We start from the raw sequence: 21,712 nt of genomic DNA on the forward strand, positions 1-21,712 counted from the left end.
GCCGACGCACCTATTCAGGACCAGATCGATCATGCGTGCAATATGCGACCATGACCGACGTGGTCCTGAGAACGTGGACCTCACGCCCGAACTCGACCGGGAAGAGGCTCGCGGTCCGTTCGGAGGTGCTTCGGTCAGACCGGCGAGGGCCCGTCGTCGGGCTCGTCGCCCGTCTCACCGGACGCCCCGGGCGCATCGCCGCCCTCGCCGGGCGCCGCGGGCGTCTCACCGCGCAGCAGGGCCTCGAGGGCCTGGTCGAACTCGTCGTCGGCCTCGGTCGTCGCCGACTCGGCGCCCGTGAGTCGAGCGATGAGCCGGCTCGGGTCGTCGAGGTCTTCGCTGGTCGGCAGGATGTCGGGGTGCGCCCAGAGCGCATCGCGCTGCTCGATGCCGACGGCGTCGGTGACGGCCCGCCACATCGCCGCGGCCTCGCGCATGCGGCGCGGCCGCAGCTCGAGTCCCACGAGCGTCGCGAACGCGGACTCCGCAGGGCCGCCCGTGGCACGGCGGCGGCGGATCGTCTCGGCGATCGCGTCGGACTTCGGCAGGCGGCTCGTCGCGTCGGCCGTGGCCTGGTCGACCCAGCCCTCGATGAGTGCGAGCAGCGTCTCGAGCCGGTCGAGCGCGTCCTGCTGCGCCTCGCTCTTGGCGCTGATCAGCGCGCCGGACTCGACGGCGCGACGCAGCTCCTCGGTGTTCGACGGGTCGAAGCCGTCGGCGAGGCGTTCGAGTCGCTCGGTGTCGATCTCGATGCCGCGCGCATAGGCGGTGATCGCGCTGATGAGGTTGAGCCGAAGCCAGCGCGCGTGGCGGAAGAGCCGGGCGTGGGCGAGCTCGCGCACGGCGAGGTAGAGCTCGATCTCGGTCGACGGGATGTCGAGGTCGGCGCCGAACTCGGCGACGTTCTGCGGGATGAGCGCCGCGCGGCCGTCGGCCTGTAGCGGGATGCCGACGTCGCCGCCCGAGACGACCTCGGATGCGAGCTGCCCGACGACCTGGCCGAGCTGCATGGCGAACATCGCACCGCCGATGCCGCGCATGAGCTTGCTCGCCCCGGCGATCATCGACTGCATCTCCTCAGGCGCCTGCTCGCGCATGACGCGGGTGAGCGCGTCGGCGATGCTGAGCGCGACGGGCTCGGCGAGCTGGGTCCAGATCGGCATGGTCGCGGCGACCCAGCCGCGGCGCGTGAGCAGCTCGGGGGAGTCGGGCAGGCGGCCGAACTCGACGGCCTCGTCGAGCCAGAGCGACGCGACCTGCAGTGCCTGGTCGAGGCGTGCGCGCTCCTCGTCGGTGACCTGAACCTGCGCGGATGCCGCGCGCTGCTCGCCCTGGCGAAGCGCGGCGCTCCAGTCGATGCCGTCGTCGGCGGTGTTCATGGCCTGCTGGAGCTGGCTGAACAGCGCGGCCACGCTCGCGGGATCGTTCGGCAGCCCTGCGGCGCCCGCCAGCTGGGTCGGGTCGATGCCGCCCCCGCCCGAGAGGAGGTTGCGCAGCAGTTCGCGGAACTCCTCCTCGGAGTTCTTGTCGCCCGGCTCGTCGTCCCGATCGGCCACGTGAGCCACCTCCTGTCAAGTTCTCTCCACCGTAGCGCCGTGGTGCGGACGCCATGCTGGGAAATGGCTTAAGCTGGGCGTTCCCGGTGTCCGCCCGTCGCGAACAGGCGACTGCCCGGCGATCTCGGCGTCTGCACCGTCCGGAAGGAAGCACCGATGGCACTCTTCGCCGATGACCCCTCGCCGAGCCTCGACGCGCCGCCCCGGAGCAGCGCGCCCCGCTCCTTCCGGGAGCGGTTCGGCGGCTGGGCCGCCGTGGTCGCGGTCGTCGTCGCCGTCATCTTCGCGCTGCTGCCCTCGCCCTACGTGATCGAGCGACCCGGCCCCGTGTACGACACGCTCGGCACGGCGGAGCACGACGGCGAGGAGATCCCGCTCATCGCGATCCCCGACGAGACGACCTATCCCACCGAGGGCGAGCTGAACCTGCTGACCGTGTCGGTCGTCGGCCGTCCAGGTGCGACGCCGAGCTGGTTCGAGGTCATGACCGCCTGGTTCGATCGGAAGCAGTCCGTCATCCCCGTCGAGTCGATCTTCCCGGCGGGCGTCACCGACGAGGACCGCGACGCGCAGAACGCGGCCGCCATGGTCGACTCGCAGCAGGACGCGATCGCGGCGGCGCTCGTCGAGCTCGGGTACGACTTCCCCCGCGACGTCACCGTCTCGGGCGTGGCGGAGGGCAGTCCGGCCGAGGGCGTGCTCGAGGACGACGACGTCATCGAGCAGGTCAACGGGGTCGAGGTGTTCTCGATCGACGAGCTGCGCGCGGCCGTGCAGCAGAACGGCGGCGACGAGCCCGCCGAGATCCTGGTGCTGCGCGGCGGCGAGGAGGTCACGGTCGAGGTCACGCCGAGCGACAACGGCGGCGTGTTCGTGCTCGGGGTGGGCGTGCGCATGGTCTACGAGTTCCCGATCGACGTCGAGTTGCAGCTCGACGACGTCGGAGGGCCGAGCGCCGGCATGATGTTCGCGCTCGGCATCGTCGACGAGTTGACCCCCGGCGCCATGACCGGCGGTGAGATCATCGCCGGAACGGGCACGATCGACGCCCCGGGCGCGGTCGGTCCGATCGGCGGCATCCGGCAGAAGCTCTGGGGGGCGAAGGATGCCGGTGCCACCGTCTTCCTCGCGCCCGAGTCGAACTGCGACGAGGTCGTCGGCAACGTTCCCGACGGGCTCGACGTGTTCGCCGTCGAGACCCTCGACCAGGCCCGTGCGATCGTCGAGGCCGCCGGCGAGGGAGCCGACATGGGCGACTTCGCCACCTGCTCGACCTCCTGAACGGCGCGCGCGGCCGATACATGCGGCACGCGGCATCCACCCCTCCGGTTTTGTTACGAAGTTCCCAGCCGAGGGCGCCGTTCTCGCGGCCGCTGCCCGGTTCTGCGAACGTAGGATGGAGGTTCGATCCCGTCGCGACCGAACATGAGGCAGAGAGTGTCAGCAGCACAGCCGCAAGAACCGAGGATTTCGCGCCGTCGTGCGCCGATCGCCCTGACGATCGGGGTGTTGGCCGTGCTGGTGATCGCATTCTTCGTCTTCACCGGCCTCTACGCCGACGTGCTCTGGTACGACCAGCTCGGGTTCCTCGAGGTGCTCACCACGCAGTGGGTCGCACGCACGGTGCTCTTCGTCATCGGGTTCCTCGCGATGGCCGTGCCGGTGTGGGCGTCGATCCAGATCGCCTACCGCACGCGCCCCGTCTACGCGAAGTTCAATTCCCAGCTCGACCGCTACCAAGAGGTCTTCGAACCGCTGCGTCGCCTCGCGATGTACGGCATCCCCGTCGTGCTCGGCATCTTCGCCGGCGTCTCGACGTCGAGCCGTTGGGACCTCACCCTGACCTGGTTGAACCGCACGCCGTTCGGCTCGACCGACCCGCAGTTCGGGTTCGACCTCGGGTTCTACGTGTTCGAACTGCCGTTCTACCGCTCGATCGTCGGCTTCGCGTCGGCGGTCGTGCTGCTCTCGCTGCTGCTCGTCGCCGCGACCAACTACCTCTACGGCGCGATCCGGGTGAGCGGCCGCGAGGTCGTCATCTCCAAGTCGGCGCGCGTGCAGATCGCGCTCACCGCCGGCCTCTACCTGCTCCTGCAGGGCGTCAGCATCTGGCTCGACCAGTACGCCACCGTCACCGAGACGGGTTCGCTCATCACGGGTGCCGCGTACACCGACGTGCACGCCGTCATCCCGGGCCGCCAGATCCTCGCCGTCGCGGCGGCGATCGTGGCCGTCCTGTTCGTCGTGACGGCCGTCGTCGGCCGCTGGCGGCTGCCGCTCGTCGGCATCGCGCTGCTGGTCGTGTCGAGCCTGCTCATCGGCTCGCTCTACCCGTGGGTCGTGCAGCGGTTCCAGGTCGACCCGAGCCCCCGAACCCTCGAGGCCGAGTACATCCAACGCAACATCGACCTCACGCGCGACGCCTACGGCGTCGCCGACACCGAGGAGATCCCGTTCGAGGCCCAGACCACGGCGGAGCCCGGCGCGCTCCGCGCAGATGCCGAGACCACGGCGAACATCCGCCTCATGGACCCGCTCGTGATCAGCCCGGCCTTCCGGCAGCTCGAGCAGTTCCGCCAGTACTACCAGTTCCCCGACTCGCTCGACGTCGACCGGTACGAGATCGACGGCCAGACGCAGGACACCGTCGTCGCGGTCCGAGACCTCGACCTGTCGGGCCTCGGCGACGCCGAGACCTGGTACAACTCCCACATCGTCTACACGCACGGCTACGGCATGGTGGCGGCGGCCGGCAATCAGCGGTCGGCCGGCGGCCAGCCGGTGTTCGTGCAGTCCGGCATCCCGTCGACCGGTGACCTCGGCGAGTTCGAACCGCGGGTCTACTTCGGCGAGACGTCGCCCGACTACTCGATCGTCGGCGCCCCCGAAGACACGAAGCCCGTCGAGCTCGACTATCCCGCCGGCGGCGAGAACGACGAGCAGACCCAGACCACGTTCGAGGGCGACGGCGGACCGAAGCTCGACAACGTGTTCACGAAGCTCGTCTACGCGCTCAAGTTCCAGTCCGAGCAGATCTTCCTCTCCGACGCCGTGAACACGTCGTCGCAGATCCTCTACGACCGCGACCCGATCGAGCGCGTGCGCAAGGTGGCCCCATACCTGACGCCGGACTCCGACGCGTACCCGTCGGTCGTCGACGGTCGAGTGGTCTGGATCGTCGACGCCTACACGCTGACCGACCAGTACCCGTACTCGAACAAGGTCAGCATGAGCGAGGCGATCGCCGACAGCGAGGGGCTGCCGCAGACCCTGCCGTTCGACGAGGTCAACTACATCCGCAACTCGGTCAAGGCGACGGTCGATGCCTACGACGGCTCGGTCACGCTGTACGCGTGGGACGACGAGGATCCGATCCTGAAGACCTGGCAGAAGGTCTTCCCGGCGACGATCAAGCCGATGAGCGACATGTCGGGCGACCTGATGGCCCACGTGCGCTATCCGGCCGACATGTTCAAGATGCAGCGCGCCGTACTCGGGCGGTACCACGTGACCGACGCGGGTGCGTTCTACTCGCGCGAAGACGCCTGGACGACCCCGAAGGAGCCGACCGAGGGCGCCAACACGACCCTGCTGCAGCCGCCGTACTACCTGACGATGCAGATGCCGGGCCAGGACGCACCTTCGTACTCGCTCTACTCGACCTTCATTCCCGAGGCGCGGGGCGACCAGAGCCGCAACGTGCTCCGCGGGTACCTCGCGGTCGACGCCGATGCCGGCAGCACCGACGGCAAGCGGTCAGACGGGTACGGCAAGTTGAGGCTGCTGACCCTACCGGAAGACGACAACGTGCCCGGCCCCGGACAGGTGCAGGCGACGTTCAACTCCGACCCGACCGTGTCGCAGTCGTTGAACCTGCTGAAGCAGGGTCAGTCCGACGTGATCAACGGCAACCTGCTCACGGTGCCCGTGGGTGGCGGACTGCTCTACGTGCAACCGGTCTTCGTGAAGTCGACCGGCAACACGAGCTATCCGCTGCTGCAGAAGGTGCTCGTCGCCTTCGGCGACGACATCGCCTTCCAGGACACCCTCGATCTCGCACTCGACGTGCTCTTCGGCGGTGATTCCGGAGCGGACGCCGGTGACAACGAGGTGGATCCGAACGCGCCGCCCGAGACGCCTGCGGAGGGCGAGGGCGACGGGTCCACCGGCGGCTCGACCGACGGCTCTGCGGCGACGAGTCCCGAGTTCCAGCAGCTGCTCCGCGACGCCTCCGGATTCCTGAAGGCGAAGCAGGCGGCGCTGGCCGACGGCGACTGGGCGGCCTACGGTGCGGCCGACGCCCAGCTCGCCGAGACGATCGCGAAGATGCTCGCCCTCACGAACGGCGAGTGATCGCAGGCGGGCCCGAAGCCCGCTCCCGCAGGACGGACGATGGCCGGCAGGAGAGATCCTGCCGGCCATCGGTCGTCGGAGCTGCGGGCTCAGTGCCGCCCGGGCCGGCTCAGTCGAGCGGCCCTTCCGGCGCGCTGCGCAGGGCATCGCCCAGCGAGTCGCCGAGCTCGTTGCGGTAGTCGCCCGAGAGGTCCCACCACATCGCACCGCCGTAGCCTGCCTGCGTCAGCCATTCGGCCTTCGCGGTGACCGACGTCGGGTCGTCCAGACTCCACCAGCCGCCAGTGGCGGCGTCGTAGCGCCAGGAGGCGCCGACGGCGGGATCGAAGTATCCCGTGCCGACCTCGCGCAGGTCGTAGTAGGGCTTGGTGCCGATCCATCCGGTCGCGGGTTGCCAGGCGTCGTCGCCGACGGTGACGCCGGTCCAGCCGGTGCCGTAGGCCGCGAGGCCCGCGTTCAGCTGCTCTGGCGCGGCTCCGGCGTTCAGGTACATGCCGACCGCGCCGTCGAGCCCGAGGCCCCAGTTCTCGGTGCCGTCGGGGTGCAGGTTGCCCTGGTGTCCGGTCTTCGTCGGAACCCAGCCGCCGTGGAAGTCGTAGCCCTGAACGTTGAGGAAGTCGACGGAGGCGAACAGTCGGGGGTCGAGCCATCCGCCCTGTCCGGCGTTCCAGCCGCCCGCCGGTGCGAACGCCGTCAGCAGGTGGTGCTGATGGGTCTTCTTGCCGTAGGCGTCGAGCTGGGTGCGGAACTCCTCCATGAGCGCGAGGAAGTTCGCCTTGTCGACCGACGGGTCGGGACTCGTGCTCGGTACCTCGCCGCCGGTGACCGGCCATTCCCAGTCGATGTCGATGCCGTCGAAGATGCCCTTCGCGACCCCCTTGCCGCCCTGCTTGCCGACGACCGGCAGGTTGCCCTCGAGGTAGACGTCGATGCAGCTCGACACGAGCTTCGCCCGGCTCTCGGCTGTCGCGGCCGCCGCGGCGAAGTTGTCGGACCAGGTCCAGCCGCCGAGCGAGATGAGGATCTTCGTGTCTGGGCTCTTCTCCTTCAGTTTGCGCAGTTGGTTGAAGTTGCCCGCGAGTCGCTGGTTCTTCGAGTCCTTCTTGCCGTCGACGGAATCGGCCGCCGAGACGAGGCGGAGGTAGTCGTTCTGCGCCTCGCCCTCACCGGGGGTGTTCGTGATCTCGCACGTCAGGTTCGACGTGACGTTGCCGAACGCGTAGTTGAGGTGCGTGACGTCCTCGATCGCGCCCGTCGTGAACAGGTCCTCGATCTGGTAGTCGCGCGTCACGGGGGTGTCGGCCATGAGGTAACCCACGGCACGGTACCCGTTGATGTCCTCCGGGCCGGCGGAACGCGGGTGCTTGCGCTTGTCCTTGTGATGGTCGCGGTCGCGGCTGTGGCTGCCGCGGTCGCCTGGGTCATCGCCGCCCGTGGCGAGGGCGGGGGAGACGGCGGAGGTCGCGACGAGCGCGGTCGCGGCGACGGCGAGCACCGCGGCTCTGATCAGGTGACGCTTCGGCATGTGAATCCTCATCGATCGGTGTGCCCGCACGGCACGACGCGCGTGCGATTGCCGTGACGCTACCAACGTCGGGATGGAGTTTAGAAGGACTCCTGACAAAAACTGGGGGAACCCCAACGGAATGCTCGTGCGAGTGTCGAGCCTCCATAGCGGATGCACAGGTTCGTGCACATGCTGCAACACGGGCGGCGCCGCGGGCGCGCGCTCAACGGCAGCGCACGTCGTGTCGGTGCCGACGCGCGGCCTCCTGAGCGGTCCTGCTGCGGCGCGAGCGGCTGCGGTTCCTGCCTCGATTTGTGAGCCCTCGAGAGCCATGCTAGGTTTATCTCTTGTGCCGCGGGGTGGAGCAGTTCGGTAGCTCGCTGGGCTCATAACCCAGAGGTCGTAGGTTCAAATCCTGCCCCCGCAACCGAAGCGGTACGAATATCGCGAAGAAGAGGCCGGGATCGAAGCAATTCGATTCCGGCCTCTTCTGCGTTTCCGGTGCCGCGTGCGTGACCGCGCGGCGCGGGCGGCGAGCGCCGTCGAGGTCCGCGAGGCGACGTGCGTGGTCTGAGACGGCTCTCCGAACGCGTATACTGGAACAAGCGCAACGAAGACCTGATCCGGAGCATTCAGCCAGATCACCAGCTTCGGCGGAGGTCCTGATCTCAGGGCCAACGGCGCGGGGTGGAGCAGTTCGGTAGCTCGCTGGGCTCATAACCCAGAGGTCGTAGGTTCAAATCCTGCCCCCGCAACCAGGGCGCCATCGGAGAATCAGCTTCTGATCTTCGGAAAATGGTGCAGAAGAGGCCGTGACCAGAGAAATCTGGTCACGGCCTCTTTCTTTTTGCCGTGATGGGGCTCTTGTTGCCGCCTGGCGCGGCGTAGAGCCGGCCATCGGGCTCGGTTAACGACGAAAGGCCCGCCCTGTGGGCAGGCTGAAGAGTCCGGTACGCGGTTGTGGTGCGCGTTTATACGTTTTTTGCTTTATACGCGGAGCGAGGGGACATGAGGTCCTTCGGTCGTTGCTGTGGGTGGGGCGGCTGCCGGGGGAGCGACTCCGTTTCACGCTCCGGTCTGCGAAGCGAACGGGCCGGGCTACGGGTTTCACCGCCTGGCCGTCCGCATGGAGCGCGTGAGGGGACGAGAGAACGCCGTTCGGATCTCGTGAGCATCGGTCCGACCGAGTGTGACCGCAGGTAGACCGGATGCATGACCCTGACCACCATCATCCCGTCCATGCGCCGAGTGATCCCGGATCCGATCGTCGCCCGGCATTGGCCGGCGCGCACGGCCGCCCGGCTCGACGATGTCGTGATCGCGGCGGTTTCGCTGCACCGCCTCGCCCAGGTCTGCGGAACACCGTGCGTGCACACCGCCGCAGCGATCGTGCCGGGCACCGGCGGACATGCGTCACAGGATGAGACCGTGTCAGTCGTCGTCACCCGGGTGACCCGGATCGACGACCGAGCCGGCGTTCGCCTCCTGCAACTCGACGCCGACCTGACGAATGTCGACGTGCTTCCCATGGATGCGCGACTCATCGCTCGAATCTCGACTGCCCATTCGACGCCCACGCTGCTCGGCGCCCGTGGACTCTCGACAGTCCTGCCCGCGGACCTCGTCGTCGGCGACCTGCTCGCGATCCCCTGCACCGACGTGGCCACCCTCCACGACCTCCGCTCGAACGACGGCGAGCCCTACGGGAGGTGCGGCCGGTGACCCGCCCGGCCCACTGGCTTCGGCACCAGTTGCAGAGCACCGTGGTTCACCGGGCGTGGCCGCATCACACCGCCTTCCCTGGAGTCGATGTGGTGATCGCGGATGTATCGATGCTGCACGCCGCCGACCAGCACGGAACCCCGTGCGTGCGCAACGCCGAAGCCGACCACGGGATGGCCTCCGTCATCGTCGCCCGGATCGATGCACTCATCCGGAATCCGAACGGAACCACCGAGATCTGGGTGGACGCCGAGTTGCATCACGCCGAGCCCGTCGCGGGTTGCACGCGACTCCTCGGACGACGAAGCCGCGCGAGACGCCGGTGGGTCGAGCTCCGACCGCACGGCGCAGATGCGCTCCTCGCCCGACTGCCGGCCGACGTCGAGCCCGGCGATCTGATCGCCATTCCGTGCCGACGGCCGATCGCACTCGCCAACCTCAGACGTTCGTCACGGCATCCCGAACGAATGGATCGATAAGACGTCACTCGCATTGCCGTTGGCGACTCGATGAAGTGGACGACGTCGTGTCGTGCGTCAGACGCTGAAACCGACGATGGATCGCGGCCGTTGCGCCCAACAGTGGCGAGGCTGAGTAGGGTCCACGGCCGGCTGGGATCTGGGTGACCAGGTTCAATACCTTCAACCCGACCGAGGGCAAGAGGCCTCCTAGAGGAGATCCCGAAATCTGCGGGGCGTGACCACGTCCGGTCGTAGGCTGACGGCGTGAGCGAGGGATCCGAAGTCGACATGCCCGGTGGGCGTCGTGTGCATTGGCTCGAGTTGTTCTTCGACCTCGTCATGGTCGGCTACATCGGGCAGGTCGCCCACCTGATGCATGGCGACCCGGGCTGGGCCCAAGCGCTTGTGTTCTTCGTGCTGTTCGCGCCGGCGTGGTGGGCATGGGTGAACATGACACTCACACTCAACCTTTTCGGTGCTCGCATCACGCCGCGGCTCTGGGCCGCTGTCACGGTCGCGACGATCGCAATTGGAGTGATGGCGGCCGCGGTTCCCGAGGCACTCACCGAGAGAGCATGGGCCTTCGCGGTCGGGAACGCCGTCATCCGCCTCGTCTGGATGCTCCCGTGGCTGGCGAAGAGGCGCACCATCGGAATGCCGTTGTGGCGCCCGATCCTCTTCAGCGGACTTCCCGCTGCGCTCTGGCTGGTCTCGGCGGTCGTTCCCCCGCCCGCGCTGTACGTGTTGTGGGCGATCGCGATCGCTGTCGAGGTCGCGCTGATTGCGTCCCTCGGAGGTCAGGCGACGTGGTTGCAACGCTCCCTCGATGTGGATCACCTGCTCGAGCGGGTCAGCCTTCTCGTCGTCATCGTCTTCGGGGAGTCGATCTTGGCGACCATCGCGGAGCTCGACGCGCACTGGACGCTCGCTTCGGGCGTGACCGCGGTTCTTGTGTTCCTCGCCATCGCGATGCTCGCATGGGTGTTCTTCCGCTATGCCTCCGGTTCGGCGGAAGTCGGTTTGCGTAGGCTCCAGTCGGCCGGCCGCATCGGGGCGCTGCGAGACGCCGTGATGTACCTGCCGTTCATCCTGATCTCGGGCATCGCGCTGTTCGCCTCTGGACTCGTCACCGCTGTGGCCGAAGCCGGACATACCCTGGCTCCCGGTGCCGCAGTCTGCATCGCGGGTGGAATCGCGCTGTACTACGTTGCGAGCGTCGCGGAATCCCTTCGCTACGGCGTTCCGTGGCGCGACGTCATGACCTGGGGGACCGCTGGCGTCGCCCTGCCATGGGCGATCGTCCCACTCGCCAGCGTGCTCCACGCGGAGGCCGTGGTTGCCGTCGTCGTCCTGCTCATCGCCGGGATGATCGGCCTCGCCGAGGTGCACCGAAGCCGCATGCGCACCGAGCAGGCGAATGCCGCTTCGGGCGGATGACGAGCGATCACTTACCGCACAAGCTCGACTAGTGCGCGCGCGACCACAGACCTTCTCGGGTCGCGCTTCAGTTTTGCATTGCCGATGGGTGGCGGTCACTGGCTGCCCTCGGGCACCAAGAGCGCACTGATCGCGCCGGTCATCGAATCGAAGACGCTGATCTGTTGATCCGCGGGGATTTCTTCAGCGCATCCAGTCATCGGCCCGTTGGGGCCGCCTGCGGTCACCTACGGTCACCTACGGTCACGGCATCAGGCGCGGGCGACGAACACCGTCGACCGGGGCATGCTGACTACCGGCGTGCTGACCGGAATGGGCCATCGAGCAGGGCCCATTGGATCAGCATGATGGTCTTCCCATCGGTGATGCTGCCCTCTCGAATCATCGTGTGCGCGACGGCGATCGGCATCTCCAGCACTTCGATGTCTTCGCCCTCCTCCGCGAGCCCGCCGCCGGCATGGCGCCGATCGATCGGGCTATAGGGAGCGGCGAAGAAATGCAGACGCTCCGTCACGGATCCGGGGCTCATGTAGGACTCGAAGACAGGAGTAACGGTTCCCACCGTGACGCCGAGCTCTTCCTCCGCCTCGCGACGGATGGCCGACTCGGGATCATCGCCCTCGAGAAGGCCCGCTGCGCACTCGATGAGCATTCCGTCGGGATGGTCGTTCACGTACGCCGGGTAGCGAAACTGCCGTCCGAGCAGCACGGTCTGTTGATCAGTGTTGTGCAGGAGGATCACAGCGCCGTTGCCGCGGTCGTAGGTCTCCCGCTGCTGCCGGGACCAGTTCCCGTTTCGATCGCGGTAGTCGAACGTTGTGCGCCGAAGGACGTGCCAGCCGTCGGATGTCACTTCGACGCTTCGCACCGCAACATCCGGATTTCGGCGCAGATCCAAGCCGATCTGGGCAAGTCCTACGCGGCCGCGATGATCCGGAATGTCGATCCCGCGGCGAGGGACTGGTGCAGCACGGTCCATGAGGATCGCTCCTAAGGTGTCAGCGGGCCGAGATCGGTGATCGCCCGGAACACACGCTCGGGGCTCTCGGCCATTCGATTGAGGACGTACAGCCACCACCCATCCCCGAAGATGCAGTATTCGCGGGTAGCCCATCCCTCGGCATGCAGGCTGTCGAGAAGGTCGTCACCGAGCCCCATCAGCATCTCCACCTCGACGGCAGCGGCCTCAGCCACCTGCCCGAGAATGGTGCGCAGCAGGGGCTCGTCATGCGTGGCCAACGTCAGGGGGTGTCCGGTCGCGAGGATCCGCGTGGCCAACTCCTGGTAGCGGACGGCAAGCTCACCGCTGTCTCGACCGAGCGCTACCGCAGATGGTTCCAGGAAGGCTCCCTTCACCAGGCGGATGCGACCGGGGAGCGTGAGAAGACGATCCACGTCGGCGGTTGATCGGTGCAGTCGAGCTTGGAGCGTGATGCCCACACTGCTCGTACGGGCGGAGAGCCACTCGTACACGTCGAGCACGGCGTCCGTGCGATCGGATCCCTCGGCGGAGATCATGAAGACGGTGCCAGCTGCTTCGCACGCCTCCGCTGTCCGGAGGGCATTGGCGCGCACCAGATCCGTCGACACGAGCAGGCCGATGTGCGACAGGTCGCCGGAAACGGTCGAGGGAATCTCGGCGGCTCCGACGCGCTGCGCGAGAGACACGAACCTCTCCGTCGCGGCGATGGCTTCGTCCCGGTCGCGGACACTCTCACCTGCGAATTCGATGCTTCCGTTGTGTCCGCGGCCGACAGCACTCTTCACTGCGAGCTCGGCTGCGTCGATGTCTTCTCCGGCGACATATCTCGCCGCGACCCGACGAGCCATGTCGGCCAGCACTGGGTCGCCCATCACGTGTGCTCGCGCGCGCTCGTCCAGCGCCCAAGCGCGAAGCGTCTCTGCGGCGATCGTCGTATCCATCTGCGCTGCGATCTCCTAGCGCGAGGGGGTCTCGTCGAGGCCTGTGTACACGGGTAGCCCGCGTTCGCGCGCAGTCTCCACATGCTCGCCCGTTCCCGTGGGATCGCCGGGAAGGCGCAGGACGGTGTCGTCCTGCTGCAACAGGAGAAATGCCGGCGTGTACGTGTCCATAGCCAGTACGATAGCGCAAAACATGCAGAAACGTGCAGCTTCGTGAAGAAGTCGTGGTTCTCATTCTCGCTGCTCGAGGACAGCGCTGACCGAGCCCTGGTGACGCACCAGTTCGACCGTGGGCATCACCCGCTCGGCGTCGGTGATCGCCGCCGTCGATGATCTCCGGGTCGCACTCGGGCGTGCTCCGCGGAGGATGGTATGAAGTTCCCATGGGGGACACGGGGATGACATCGCCAACTTCGAAGCGGTACGCGCTCGGCGCGCTCATCGCGACATCCGTCTCGGCATTGGTGGTGAACGCGAACACCTCGGCCGTGTCGATCCTGATCCCGGCGATCTCGGAGGACACCGGCACGCCGACCGACACGCTGCAGTGGGCGGTCACCGGGTACTCCCTCGTCGGAGCCGCCGTCATCGTCACGTCGGGCTCGCTCGGCGACGTGTTCGGCCGCCGGAAGATCTTCCTCGGCGGCCTCTTCCTCTTCATCGCCTCGTGCGTGCTCATCGCGCTCTCGCAGGAGGGCGTCGGCGTGATCGCCGGGCGATGCATCCAGGGCGCCGCCGGCGCGACCATCCTCGCGTGCGGCATGAGCCTGCTGTCGGCCTCGAGCACGGGCAAGGAGCAGTTGCGGGCGGTGACGCTCTGGGGCGCGGCATCCGCGGTCGGTGCCGCAGCCGGGCCGCTGGTCGGCGGCCTGCTGGCGTCCACGCTCGGCTGGCAGGGGCTGTTCTGGATCGACGCGGCGATCGCCGTGCTCTGCATCCCGGTGACGCTCATCGCCGTGCAGGAGTCCCTCGACCCCACGCGCCCGCGATCGATCGACCTCGCTGGCACCGTGCTCATCGCCGCGATCCTCGCCCCGCTCATCTTCGCCTTGACGAACGGCAGCGCGTGGGGCTGGGTGTCGCTCCCGACGCTCGGATGCTTCGCCATCACCATCCTGGCGACCATCGGGTTCGTGCTCGTCGAGAGCCGGGTCAAGGCCCCGCTGCTCGACCTCGGTCTGCTCCGGAACAAGATCCTCGTCGGAGCGACCCTCTCGATCCTGCTCGGCTCCGGCACCGTGAACGCGATCATGTACGTCGTGAGCCTGTACTTCCAGGATCCCTCGACGCTCGGCATGGATGCCTTCCAGGCGGGCCTCGCGACACTGCCGGTGGCCGCGGCCGCCGTGGTGCTCGCACCGCTCATCACGCCGATCGTCGGCCGCATCGGCGCCCGCACGACCATCGCGGTCGGCTTCATCATCATGGCCGTCTCCTTCGCGGCGCTCGCGTTCGTGCAGGACACGTGGACGTACGCCCTGTTCGTGCTCCCGCTGATCGGGGTCGCCGCGGGCATGAGCCTGCAGAACGGCCCGTGCTCGTCGATCTCGACCGCCTGCGTCGAGCCGCGCGAGGTCGGCGCCGCGTCGGGCGTCTCGAACATGGCCCGCTATGTCGGCGCCGCCGTGATGACGGCGATCGTCGCGTCGGTCTACGGATCCGTCTCGGCGAACCGCCTCGCCGAGGGTGCCACCGAAAGCGCGGCCCTCGCCGACGCGTTCTCGTGGTCGTCGATCTCGATGGGCATCTGGTGCGTGCTCGGCATCGCGCTCGCACTGCTCGTCGCTCGCGGGGTCACCCGCAAGCCGACCGAGTTCGAGTACGCGTCGGCCGCGGCGTCGACGTCGCACACGCTCACGCCGCCGGATGTCGTCACCACCGCCGACGCCGCCGCGAGTCGCTGACGCCGCGAGTCGCTCAGCGCGGGCGCGCCGCCGGGGCTGCCGCGGCAGCCCCGGCGTTCGCAGGCCTCAGATCGAATCGACCGCCGCGAGGATCGCGTCGATCGTGGTCTCGGGGTGCGACACCATCGAGACGTGCGACGCGGCCACCTCGGAGACGGTCGAGCCCGCCCGTTCGGCCATGCGTCGCAGCACGTCGGCCGGGATGACGCGGTCGTCGGTGCCGATGACCGCCCAGCTCGGAATCGACGTCCAGGCGGGCGGACCCGACGGCGTCACGTTGGCGACGAGCGATGCCGGGCGTTGGCTCGCGGCGATGGTCCACCGCGTCGCCTCGTCGAGGTCCTGCGCGAACGACGCGTGCACGACCTCGGGCTTGAGGAACACCTCGGCCGCTCCTTCGGGGGCTCCCGGGTACCCGGCGATGTCGAAGATGGTCGTCGGATCCGCGACGCCGAGGGCCGAACTCGACCCTTCGAGCAGCTGGACGACCGTCTCGCCCTCGTCGGGCATGAACGCGTTGGCGTAGACGAGCGCGCGAACGTCACCGGCGGTGCCGGCATTGGTGATCACCGCGCCGCCGTAGGAGTGTCCGACGAGCACGACCGGCCCGCTCGTGCGCTGCGCGAGGAAGGATGCGACGTAGGCGCTGTCTTCGGTGAGTCCACGCAGCAGGTTCGGCGGCACGAGCACCGTGAACCCCTGCGCCTGCAGGGCGCGGGTCACCGCGTCCCAACTCGATCCGTCGGCCCACGCCCCGTGCACCAGCACGATGGTCGGCTTCGTTGCGGCATCCGTCATGGCATTCCCCCAATGCTCCGTCTCGGAGGCACGATACGCCCGTGTATCGCCATTGCGCCAGCAGGTGTTTCGGACCGCCGGCGGGGAACCCTCAGGCGACGCGCTCGGGCTCGCGTTTCGGTCGTGCCCAGCGGGCCGGGAGGCCGGGGCCGTCCCAGACCTGGATCACGCCCCACGCGACGGCGGTGATCGGCACGGCCAGCACCGCGCCGAGCACGCCACCGAGCGCCGTGCCGACGGTCAGCGCGACGAGGATCACGAAGGCGTGCAGCTTCATCGTGCGGCCCATGAGCACCGGCTGCAGGAAGTTGCCCTCGAGCTGGTTCACGAGCACGACGACGCCGACGACGAAGAGGGCGTTCACCCAGCCGTTCGCCACGAGGGCGACGAGCGCGGCGAGGATGCCGGCGAGCGTCGCGCCGACGATCGGGATGAACGCGAGCACGAAGACGAGCACCGCGAGCGGGATCGCGAGGGGCACCTGCAGGATCACGAGACCGATGTAGATGCCGATCGCATCGACGAGGGCGACCGCCGCCGTGCCGCGCACGTACGAGCCGAGCACCGAGACGGTCTTGTCGCCGACCCGGCGCGCGCGCGCGTAGTTCTCGCCGCGGAACGGGCGGAGGAGGAACTCCCACATCTGCGGGCCGTCCTTGAGGAAGAAGAACAGGATCGTGACGAGCAGCACGAAGCCCGTGATGAAGCTCGCGACGGCCCCGACCCCGGCGATCGCGCCCGACCCGAACTGCGCGCTCGTCAGGAAGTCGGTGATCTGCGCGATCCAGTCGTCGAGCTGGTCTGGCGTCGGGAAGAACGGCAGGTCCTGCGCCCAGACCGCCAGCGACTGGAAGCCCTCCTGGGCCTGGGCGTAGAGCTCGTCCCACTGGTCGCGCACGGCCCAGACGATGAGCCAGCCGAGCCCGCCGAGCAGGGCGACGGTGACGAGGAGCGTGATGAGCGTCGCGAGCACCGACGGGATGCCGCGGCTGCGCATCCAGCGCATGGCCGGCGCGAACGCGCTCGCGAAGATGAGTGCGAGCACCAGCGGGATCGTGACGAGCGTGAGCGACTGGATCACGAAGATGACGCCCGCCGCGATCGCGACGACGACGATCGCCTGGATCGATCGGATCGCCAACCGACCGAATCCGTCGGCCCACAGGCTCCAGGGCGCGCGGTCGGCCTTGAGTGCGACCGACGGATTCTGCAGGCGGATGATGCGGGGCTCGCGGGGTCCGAAGAGTGGCATACGTCGACGGTACCGGCCGAGGCCGACCGGTTCGCCCCCTTGACCCTGACGGCCGTTGGGAGCAGTGCGCGTCACGACCACAGGTGATCGACCACCCAGCCGCCGTCGACGCGCACGATGTCGAGCGTGACGAGCTCGTCGGCCTCGGAGCACGCGCGGATGCGCCAGCCGAGCTGCTGCGCGGGTGGGTGCGTGAACGCCGCCGGAAGCGTCTCGGGCTCCTGGGTGAGCGGGATCGGCGTGTCGACGGGTCGCCAGCGCTCGCCCCTGAACACGAGCCTGACGGGCACCCCGCCCTGCTCCCAGATGGTCACGGCCTCCAGCGTGATCGACATGTCGCCACTCCCTCGATTCGAACGTGTGTTCGAATGTAGCGGGTCGGGGAGCGACACGCCCAACGCCCGGCGAAGATCAGCCCGTGAGGATCACGAGTTGCCCGGTCGCCCTCGTCATCGCGACGTCGCGGTCGACCCGCGCCCTGGCGGGAAGCTCTCGCGGACAGGCTGCCCGCTGGTGTCATCGTCGCCGGCGTCGAGACCTGCGCCACCGTCCGCCAGTCGCAGTTGCGAGCTCTCAGACACTGTGCTCCTTCAGCTGTCGCCGGATCTGGTCCAACGTCATGGTGATGTACGGCGCCATCCTCGGCAGCCACCGGAACTCCGGGTCGTTCGGGGCTTCCGCCCATCCGCCGGGCCATTCGAGTCGGAGGAGCCGGCCGTGGTCGACTTCGGTCAGGGTGACGTCAGCCGGCAACGGCAGGTCGCCGACGCGACCGGGCAGGCAGAGCAGGGCGACGTGGACGTCGGCGGCGTGCTGGGAGTCGGTGCGGAAGATGACCCGGTCGCTCTGCTTCTCCCCGGACTGCAACGCTTGGATGATGCCGTTCCGGTACCGGATCCTGTAGACGTCCATCCCCACATGCCCGAACGACACCGCACTGTCGTGGATCTGCGGGCTGCTGCGGTGAGAGTGGGTGATGGCGTACTCGTCGAGGATGGCCAGCGCCTCACCGGAGATCGGGTCGCCGGTCGGTGCGACGGTCGCGCGGTTCAGCCACGGCTCGAAGTCGTCCCATTCGTGCGGGCTCTTCCCCCATGAGCTTTCGGGGACGCCGGGGGTGTCCCAGTTGCAGAAGAACGGCAGCCCGTGCTCGGAGCGGAGCGCCCGGACGATCTCCCACGTGAACGGTCCGCTGAGCAGCGCCAGTTCGAACAACGCCTCGAACCCGTCGACGGGCCCGGTCGCTGAACCTTGACCGTAGGTGAGTGCGAGGATCCCGGGTTCCGTCTGGGCGATCGTGGTGCGGTCCGGGAGAGTGTCGGGCGCCAGGATGATCGGGCACCAGCGGAGCCCCAGGTTCATTCGCTTGTTGGTGCTGGTCTTCCACAGGAGCCACCGGGTGAGGAGCGCCCGGTCGGGAGTTCGGAACAGCTCCTTCCTGGAGGTCTCCGACCACACCCGGTGCACCGTGGAGGTGCCGGCATCCAAGGTGACGGAGTAGCCGATGCTGCCGTCATGGAACTGGACGGTGGTCCCGTTCACCGGGTCTCCGACGATGTCCCACCGATTCACGGTGCGTCCCATTTCGGCAGTTGCCTGCAGGTTCTCGATCACCCGTTCGTCGAGCAACGGCTTGCGGCGGCTCACGCGGCTCCTTGGAACAGGCGCCGGTACGTGCGGCCTTCCTCCTGGTGGAGGCGGATGTCGCCGAGGGCGCGGTGGTCTTTCCGGTCGTTCACCGGGGTGAGGTCCTTGCCGGTGGCCTCCTGGGAGAAGCACCGGACGATGCCGCCGTCGACGATGCGGCGGTCGGCGAGCATCTTCCGAAGCCGCGGGGTGTGCTTCGCGAGGACATGCTGATCAGAATGCCAGACTCCGGAGCCGGCGAGGCGTTGGACTGGAACCGTCGAGCGCATCGCGGTGCTCTCCTTCGCCGTCACCCGGCGGGCGTCATACCGCGCCGTTCGTGAGCGCCGACAGCCCCTCGTTCACGCCGATGATGCGCGCGTCGATGTCGGCGATGCCGAATCCGGCGAGGCGCGCGGTGTGCTTGGCGACGTACGCCTCGGCGCTCGCCGCATCGTCGAAGACGTAGACCCCGCCGGCCACGCCGCGTTCGGGGTCCTCGGTCCAGACCTTCGATCTGAAGCCGGGCTCCGCGGAGATCTCGGCGGCCAGGTCGGTGAAGACGCCGACGGCGTCGTCACCCCACGGGCCTTCGGACAGTGGGAACTCGAAGTACGCGATGACGGACATGCGTCAACGCTACGAGCGGATGCCGCGCGACGCACCGGTTCCGTCACACGGCGCCATGCCGCTCGCACATCGCCGGCGCGCCCGCCTCGGGGACAGCCCGGAGGCACCGCGCCGAGCGGCCCGGATACGCTGCGGCCATGCGGCGATCGAGTTCCTCGCGGGGTGCGGCGGGCACGGACGGCGGCGGCTCGTGACCGGCGCCCGCACGGATCGCGCGAGTGCCGTGCAGCTGCCGGACCTGGGCGGGGCGCGCGCCCTCGTCACGGGCGCGAGCGACGGCATCGGCGTCGAGATCGCGCGGGCGCTCGCCGGGGCGGGGGCCGAGGTGCTGATGCCCGTGCGCGACGCAGGCAAGGGTGCGAGGGTCGGCGCTCGCATCCGCGGGAGCGACCCGGATGCCCGCCTGGTCGTCGCGGATCTCGACCTCGCCAGGCTCGACTCCGTGCACGCCCTCGTCGCGAACCTGCTCGCCGACGGTCGCCCGATCGATCGGGTCGTGCTGAACGCCGGGGTCGTGCTGCTCGGCGATCGCGAGCGGCACATGACCGCCGACGGCTACGAGATGCACTTCCAGACGAACTTCCTGGGGCACGCCGTGCTCCTGCTCGGCATCCTGCCGTTGCTGCTCGCCGCGCCGGAGCCGCGGGTCGTGGTGCAGGTGAGCCTGGCCGCGGCATCCGCTCGCCTCGATCTCGACGACGAGTTCGTGACGGGTCGGTACACGCCGCTGCGCGCGTACGGATCGTCGAAGCTCGCGCTCGGGCTCTTCGGCCTCGAACTCGGGCGGCGCCACGGGGCCGATGGCCTGCGCGTCGCACTCTGCCATCCCGGCATCGTGCCCGACACGGCGATCGCCGCCGACCTGCGCGCGAAGGCGCCGCCCCTCCTCGGGAGGCTGAGCCGCCGGCTCGGCAGTACGCCCGCGCAGGCCGCGGAGTCCGCGCTCGCCGCAGTGACGACGGATGTCGCGCCTGGGCGCTTCATCGCCCCGTCTGGCCTGTTCCAGCTGTCGGGCCCGCCGGGGCAGGCGAAGCTTCCCAGCCGGCTCGAGGATCCGAGGGCCGCGGCTCGCGTCTGGACCCTTGCTCGGCGGATCGCGGAATCGGGCGTAGCCTGACGCTCTGGGTTCGGCTGCGACATCCGAATCCCTTCGGAGGATGGAGCGCATCGGCATGGAATTCGGACTGCACATCGCGGACTACACCTGGACGAGCGGCGCGCACGATCTCGGACCCGCGCTCGCCCGTCACGTGCGCAACGCGGAGGCGTCGGGCATCGAGCGCATCACCGTGATGGATCACTTCTGGCAGCTCCCGGGCATCGGGCCGGTCGAGCACGAGATGCTCGAGGCCTACGCCACGCTCGGCTTCATCGTCGCGAACACCGAGACGGCGCTGCTGCACACGCTCGTGACGGGCGTGATCTACCGTGAACCCGCGCTGCTCGTGAAGCAGGTGACGACGCTCGACGTGCTCTCCGGCGGCCGGGTCGGCCTCGGCATCGGCGCCGCGTGGAACGAGCAGGAGTCCGATGGCCTCGGCTTCGAGTTCCCGCCCGTCGCCGAGCGGTTCCGACGGCTCGAGGAGACGCTGCAGATCGCGCTCGCGATGTGGTCGGACTCCGACGACCCGTACGAGGGCGAGGTCTACCGCCTCGGGCGCACGCTCAACTCGCCGCAGTCGATCACACGTCCGCATCCGTACCTGATGATCGGCGGCAGCGGCGAGCGCAAGACGCTCCGGATGGTCGCCCAGTACGCCGACGCATGCAACATCGGCTTCACGCCCGAGTCCGGCCGCAAGCTCGACGTGCTGCGCGCCCACTGCGACGCCGTCGGTCGCGACTACGAGACGATCGAGAAGACCGCCATGATCCGAGTGGACGGCGAGTCGACGGTCGAGGGCGTCGCCGGCACGGTGCGCGAGCTCGCCGCCCTGGGGTTCGCGGCGACGTACGTGTACTCGACCGGCATCGCCGAACCGGAGCGCGTCGTCGACCTGATCTCGTCGGTTCGCGGCGCGACCGCCTAGCATTGGCCCATGTCGGTACCGACGAATCGCGTCCAGCTCGAGGCCGCCGCCGTGCGCGGGTTCCATCGATTCGACGAGGCCATCGAGCGCATCCCCACGGCCGAGCGCGACGCGCCGTTCCCGCGTGAGGGGCGCGACCGCGACATCCACGACCTGCTCGACCACCTGTACGCGTGGCACGTGCTGCTGCTCGGATGGCTCGACGCCGAGCGCGCCGGGGAGCCCGTCGCGTACCCCGCCGAGGGGTTCACCTGGGCGCAGCTCGACGACTTGAATGCGGCGCTGCGCGACCGGTACCGCAACGGCGGCACGCTCGCGACGGCGCGCGAACGCCTGCGCGAGAGCCACGTGACCGTGCTGGCGCGCGTCGAGTCGCTCACCGACGAGGAGCTCTTCGACCCGGCCGGGCACGACTGGCTCCGCGGCCCGCTCGCCGAACCCGTGCACGAGTGCCTCGGCGGGCACTACGCGTGGGCGCTCGAGACGCTCGACGCCGCACGTGCGTAGCATCGC

20 protein-coding genes and 2 tRNA genes are annotated in these 21,712 nt (G+C 68.8%); 11 read left to right on the forward strand and 11 right to left on the reverse strand.

Annotated features, from left to right (window positions below):
• Positions 1-134 precede the first annotated feature (134 nt).
• Positions 135-1,556: a zinc-dependent metalloprotease gene (locus ABIC29_RS06225; RefSeq protein ID WP_354243646.1), complete on the reverse strand. Its 1,422-nt coding sequence runs from the start codon at positions 1,554-1,556 to the stop codon at positions 135-137.
• A gap of 156 nt (positions 1,557-1,712) precedes the next feature.
• On the opposite strand from ABIC29_RS06225, the gene ABIC29_RS06230 reads away from it, so the two are divergent.
• Together ABIC29_RS06230 and ABIC29_RS06235 are read left to right on the forward strand one after the other, a co-directional pair.
• Entirely contained in the window at positions 1,713-2,837 is a 1,125-nt protein-coding gene (locus ABIC29_RS06230) for a YlbL family protein (protein ID WP_354243649.1), read from the forward strand.
• A gap of 144 nt (positions 2,838-2,981) precedes the next feature.
• A complete protein-coding gene (locus ABIC29_RS06235) occupies positions 2,982-5,909 on the forward strand; it encodes a UPF0182 family membrane protein (protein ID WP_199471371.1) in 2,928 nt (975 codons plus the stop codon).
• Between the two features lie 109 nt (positions 5,910-6,018).
• Here ABIC29_RS06235 and ABIC29_RS06240 read toward each other — a convergent pair whose 3' ends face one another.
• Positions 6,019-7,434 (reverse strand): glycoside hydrolase family 18 protein, encoded by a 1,416-nt coding sequence (locus ABIC29_RS06240; RefSeq protein WP_354243652.1) that lies wholly within the window; start codon positions 7,432-7,434, stop codon positions 6,019-6,021.
• Between the two features lie 335 nt (positions 7,435-7,769).
• On the opposite strand from ABIC29_RS06240, the gene ABIC29_RS06245 reads away from it, so the two are divergent.
• From ABIC29_RS06245 to ABIC29_RS06265, 5 genes are all read left to right on the forward strand, one after another.
• Positions 7,770-7,843: transfer RNA gene (locus ABIC29_RS06245), tRNA-Met, on the forward strand.
• Between the two features lie 254 nt (positions 7,844-8,097).
• A tRNA-Met gene (locus tag ABIC29_RS06250) sits at positions 8,098-8,174 on the forward strand.
• A gap of 454 nt (positions 8,175-8,628) precedes the next feature.
• Positions 8,629-9,138: a hypothetical protein gene (locus ABIC29_RS06255; RefSeq protein ID WP_116081333.1), complete on the forward strand. Its 510-nt coding sequence runs from the start codon at positions 8,629-8,631 to the stop codon at positions 9,136-9,138.
• On the forward strand, positions 9,135-9,617 hold the full coding sequence (locus tag ABIC29_RS06260; protein WP_147309142.1) for a hypothetical protein: 483 nt from the start codon (positions 9,135-9,137) through the stop codon (positions 9,615-9,617). Before ABIC29_RS06255 ends, ABIC29_RS06260 begins: the two co-directional genes overlap by 4 nt.
• Before the next feature lie 246 nt (positions 9,618-9,863).
• Positions 9,864-11,036, forward strand: coding sequence for a low temperature requirement protein A (locus ABIC29_RS06265; RefSeq protein WP_354243656.1), 1,173 nt, complete (start codon positions 9,864-9,866; stop codon positions 11,034-11,036).
• 292 nt (positions 11,037-11,328) lie between these two features.
• Here the strand turns inward: ABIC29_RS06265 and ABIC29_RS06270 are convergent, their stop codons facing one another.
• The 3 genes from ABIC29_RS06270 to ABIC29_RS06280 are packed head-to-tail and all read right to left on the reverse strand — an operon-like array spanning position 11,329 to position 13,130.
• Positions 11,329-12,015: an NUDIX domain-containing protein gene (locus tag ABIC29_RS06270; protein WP_354243658.1), complete on the reverse strand. Its 687-nt coding sequence runs from the start codon at positions 12,013-12,015 to the stop codon at positions 11,329-11,331.
• Positions 12,016-12,026: 11 nt separating this feature from the next.
• A complete protein-coding gene (locus tag ABIC29_RS06275) occupies positions 12,027-12,959 on the reverse strand; it encodes a proline dehydrogenase family protein (protein ID WP_116081337.1) in 933 nt (310 codons plus the stop codon).
• Between the two features lie 15 nt (positions 12,960-12,974).
• Positions 12,975-13,130, reverse strand: coding sequence for a hypothetical protein (locus ABIC29_RS06280; protein ID WP_158551784.1), 156 nt, complete (start codon positions 13,128-13,130; stop codon positions 12,975-12,977).
• Positions 13,131-13,357: 227 nt separating this feature from the next.
• Between ABIC29_RS06280 and ABIC29_RS06285 the strand changes: the two genes are divergently transcribed.
• Positions 13,358-14,863, forward strand: a complete 1,506-nt coding sequence (locus tag ABIC29_RS06285) for an MFS transporter (protein WP_354243662.1) — start codon at positions 13,358-13,360, stop codon at positions 14,861-14,863.
• Between the two features lie 66 nt (positions 14,864-14,929).
• Here the strand turns inward: ABIC29_RS06285 and ABIC29_RS06290 are convergent, their stop codons facing one another.
• From ABIC29_RS06290 to ABIC29_RS06315, 6 genes are all read right to left on the reverse strand, one after another.
• Positions 14,930-15,661: an alpha/beta fold hydrolase gene (locus ABIC29_RS06290; RefSeq protein ID WP_354243665.1), complete on the reverse strand. Its 732-nt coding sequence runs from the start codon at positions 15,659-15,661 to the stop codon at positions 14,930-14,932.
• 91 nt (positions 15,662-15,752) lie between these two features.
• Positions 15,753-16,913 (reverse strand): AI-2E family transporter, encoded by a 1,161-nt coding sequence (locus tag ABIC29_RS06295; protein WP_116081341.1) that lies wholly within the window; start codon positions 16,911-16,913, stop codon positions 15,753-15,755.
• A 71-nt stretch (positions 16,914-16,984) separates the two neighbouring features.
• Complete coding sequence (locus ABIC29_RS06300) at positions 16,985-17,248, reverse strand: hypothetical protein (protein WP_354243668.1); 264 nt, start codon at positions 17,246-17,248, stop codon at positions 16,985-16,987.
• Between the two features lie 238 nt (positions 17,249-17,486).
• Positions 17,487-18,560 carry a hypothetical protein gene (locus ABIC29_RS06305; RefSeq protein WP_354243671.1) on the reverse strand — a complete coding sequence of 358 codons (1,074 nt, stop codon included), beginning with the start codon at positions 18,558-18,560 and terminating at the stop codon, positions 17,487-17,489.
• Positions 18,557-18,853 carry a 3'-5' exonuclease family protein gene (locus ABIC29_RS06310; protein WP_116081344.1) on the reverse strand — a complete coding sequence of 99 codons (297 nt, stop codon included), beginning with the start codon at positions 18,851-18,853 and terminating at the stop codon, positions 18,557-18,559. Before ABIC29_RS06310 ends, ABIC29_RS06305 begins: the two co-directional genes overlap by 4 nt.
• A gap of 10 nt (positions 18,854-18,863) precedes the next feature.
• Positions 18,864-19,169 (reverse strand): monooxygenase, encoded by a 306-nt coding sequence (locus ABIC29_RS06315; protein ID WP_116081345.1) that lies wholly within the window; start codon positions 19,167-19,169, stop codon positions 18,864-18,866.
• 190 nt (positions 19,170-19,359) lie between these two features.
• Here ABIC29_RS06315 and ABIC29_RS06320 point away from each other — a divergent pair, with 190 nt between their 5' ends.
• The 3 genes from ABIC29_RS06320 to ABIC29_RS06330 are packed head-to-tail and all read left to right on the forward strand — an operon-like array spanning position 19,360 to position 21,706.
• On the forward strand, positions 19,360-20,286 hold the full coding sequence (locus ABIC29_RS06320; RefSeq protein ID WP_354243675.1) for an SDR family NAD(P)-dependent oxidoreductase: 927 nt from the start codon (positions 19,360-19,362) through the stop codon (positions 20,284-20,286).
• A 55-nt stretch (positions 20,287-20,341) separates the two neighbouring features.
• On the forward strand, positions 20,342-21,199 hold the full coding sequence (locus tag ABIC29_RS06325) for an LLM class F420-dependent oxidoreductase (protein ID WP_354243678.1): 858 nt from the start codon (positions 20,342-20,344) through the stop codon (positions 21,197-21,199).
• A 9-nt stretch (positions 21,200-21,208) separates the two neighbouring features.
• Positions 21,209-21,706, forward strand: a complete 498-nt coding sequence (locus ABIC29_RS06330) for a ClbS/DfsB family four-helix bundle protein (RefSeq protein ID WP_116081346.1) — start codon at positions 21,209-21,211, stop codon at positions 21,704-21,706.
• The last annotated feature ends 6 nt before the right edge of the window (positions 21,707-21,712 follow it).

Origin of the sequence: Agromyces sp. PvR057 (assembly GCF_040547485.1) — a bacterium.
Classification (GTDB): Bacteria; Actinomycetota; Actinomycetes; order Actinomycetales; family Microbacteriaceae; genus Agromyces.